The sequence below is a fragment of the Corynebacterium sp. genome (genome assembly GCF_030152825.1).
Lineage (GTDB): Bacteria > Actinomycetota > Actinomycetes > Mycobacteriales > Mycobacteriaceae > Corynebacterium.
On sequence record NZ_JASLIP010000082.1, the window covers coordinates 1 to 2,545 of the forward strand.

Annotated in this window: 4 protein-coding genes; all 4 read right to left on the reverse strand. The window is 65.0% G+C overall.

The genetic code is table 11. The annotated features are described in order from the left end of the window. Window positions 1-14 precede the first annotated feature (14 nt). The gene (locus tag Q1V78_RS08610; RefSeq protein ID WP_300613632.1) at window positions 15-920 is read right to left on the reverse strand and encodes a cutinase family protein; all 906 of its coding nucleotides are present in this window, start codon (window positions 918-920) and stop codon (window positions 15-17) included. Between the two features lie 224 nt (window positions 921-1,144). Next, window positions 1,145-1,726, reverse strand: coding sequence for a hypothetical protein (locus Q1V78_RS08615; protein ID WP_300613634.1), 582 nt, complete (start codon window positions 1,724-1,726; stop codon window positions 1,145-1,147). A 139-nt stretch (window positions 1,727-1,865) separates the two neighbouring features. Then, window positions 1,866-2,045, reverse strand: coding sequence for a hypothetical protein (locus tag Q1V78_RS08620; RefSeq protein WP_300613636.1), 180 nt, complete (start codon window positions 2,043-2,045; stop codon window positions 1,866-1,868). A 161-nt stretch (window positions 2,046-2,206) separates the two neighbouring features. After that, on the reverse strand, window positions 2,207-2,335 hold the full coding sequence (locus Q1V78_RS08625; protein WP_300613638.1) for a hypothetical protein: 129 nt from the start codon (window positions 2,333-2,335) through the stop codon (window positions 2,207-2,209). Window positions 2,336-2,545 lie beyond the last annotated feature (210 nt).

Consider the following 2,545-nt stretch of genomic DNA (forward strand, 5'->3'; position numbering starts at 1 on the left):
TGGACGTCCTAGCCCTAGTCCTCGGCCTTCGGAAGGTCGCGGTGGGCGAGGACGTGGCCGACGGCGTGCGGAATCGGGCTGACGAACTGGTAGGTCTTCGTGTGCTGGCGGGTGCCCATCGCGATGCGTGGGGCCTCGCCCGCGACCTGCATCGGGTTCAGTCCAGCGAAGCCATTGGCCGCGGAGGCGTGGAGGACGTTCTTGGCGATCTCGCGGGTGCCCGGGGTGGCGGCGTAGCGGTTGCAGACGAAGTCGTCGATATTGCAGATGTCGAGCACGCGGTCGCCGAGCTTGCCGTAGCCACGCATGGCGCCGAGGATGCCCTCCCCGTCGCGCAGGGTGCCGCCCTTGTGCTTGCTCTCCGGGCCGTTGTGTGGGTTGGCGATCAGCGCGGCGGTGGCGAAGCGCTTGGCCGGGATCGGGCCGCGACCTGCGTTGATATCCGCGATGATGTGGGAGGCGATGTCCGAGCCTTCGGAGAATCCGACGAGCGCGAACTTCGCGTTCGGGCAGTGCGCTGCGGTCTGGGCGATCAGCTGGCGGGCCTTCTGGTAGCCCTGGCGCATGGACTGGTCATAGCTCAGCGTGAAGAAGGGGGTTGCTCGGTAGCTGACGGTGCGCTGGGCGATGCCGTGCCCGCTGAGCTGGTTGGCTACCTGACCGACGAGGAAGCCGTGCGGGAGGGAGTCCGGCACACCGTCGACGGTATTACCGCCGCCGGGGATAGCGATGACCATGGTGCTGGTGCAGGCGCCCTTCGCGGTGGGAGTGAAAGCGAAGCCGGATCCGACTGGTGCGGCATCCGCGCTGGCCAGCAGGCTGTTATTCGCCCCTCCCCCGATGGTGGCTGCCCCGCCGAGTGCGAGCACTCCGGTTAGTGCGGCGACGGCGAGCTTTGCTGCGAACTTCTTGATCCCCACGGTTGCTACGCCCTTCGATAACTATGCCCGTATATCTACAAGTAGAACTTAATACATTATGAGCATTTTGGTTATTCGAAGGCTCCAGGCATGATAACGCCCCTCTGACCGGCGGGCTTGTCTTCACCTGCCGGTAGAGGGGCGGAGGCCGTTAGGGGGCGACGTCCCAGGTGAGGACGTCCGTCATCGCGACGTCCCTGGCGACGACGTCCCAGCTCGCGGCGTTACTTGATGCGCGCGAGGTTGTGGACGTAGCCGTCGTAGGACTTGTAGGTGTAGAGGGTTCCACCGGCGAGCTGGCCAATGAGGTGGCGCTTGCCGTCGCGGCCCAGCAGGTAGAGCGGCGAACCGGAGTCCCCCGGGCGGGACGGGATGAGCCCGGAGACGTCCTGGGTCTTTTCGTTGACGCGGACGATGGGGCCGCAGGTCAGGCCGGTGGTGTTGCCTTCCTTGCAGGCGATGCGGCCGACCATGCCCTGGTGGACACGCAGCGGGGCGCCGAAGGGTGCGCTCACCGCGCGGCGGTGGATTGCGCGGGTCGCAGCACTGGCTGGCTGGTGGACTGGGTGGACCCGATCCAGGTGGACAACGTTGTACTGCACCTTGACGTGCGGCTTGAGGCGGAAGTAGCCGAAGTCGTTGATGAAGTTCCCGCCGGGGCGCTTGTCGCCCTGGACGATGTGCCAGCCGACTCGGACGTCGGCGGCGTCCGCGATGACCTGACCCTTGTGGCGGATCTGCGTGACGTGGCCGGAAATGCAGTGGCCTGCGGTGACGGCGTAGTTGACGTTCTTCTTGCGGACCACGTTGGTCACCGTGCAGGGGTTGACGGAGCCGTCAGCGCGCTGAACCCAGAAGCCAGCGCCACCACGAATAATGCGGTTCTGGTTGAAGCTCAGCCGGTCGAGCCGAGCCTCCGAGCTGCCGAGGGAACTGCCCAGCGAGCTACCGCTGGAGCCGCTGGAACCACTCGACCCGCTGGAAAGACTGGATCCGCTCGAGCCACTGGAGCCGCTGCTGGCCCGCCGCAGCGATGGGCTGGCCGGTGCCCAGCGTGAGGCTGGTTGCGGCCAGGATGGTGGCCGCTGCTGCCGCGAGGCGCTTCGCCGCGTTCTTCAATGACATCCCCTTGTGGCTGTGTCGCACTGCAGGTTAAAGCAGCGCTAGTGGATAGAAGCCCTCACTATACTTTCTATTAGGAAAGTTGCAATAAATATTGTGAAATTCACATGCACAGCCACAGGTTACGGCGGGCAGCTGCGCCGCAGCGAGGCGCGAGCAACGCGCTAGTAGCCGTGGGTGTCGCCATCGCCCAAAAGGTAGGCAAGCCCGACGGCAAACGGCAGCATGAAAAGGATGAAGACGAATGTCTCATGTTCCCCAGCCCAGGCCACCACGCTATCAATGATCCCCATTGTTGCCCTCCAGTCGATTCGTCTCGCTGAGCTCCCGCGAAATGAGCGCGGAGCCGGGAGATTTGCCCGACAAAACCGACGATACCGGGCTGGCTGCGCGTGCGCAGGAACCGTCCCCGCTGGCGCGGGGAGCACTGGCGAGTTTCACTACCCATTTTCGTGCACGTTGGCGACTGTGGCGAGCTGCTTGGCAGGGTCGATCCAGCTGCC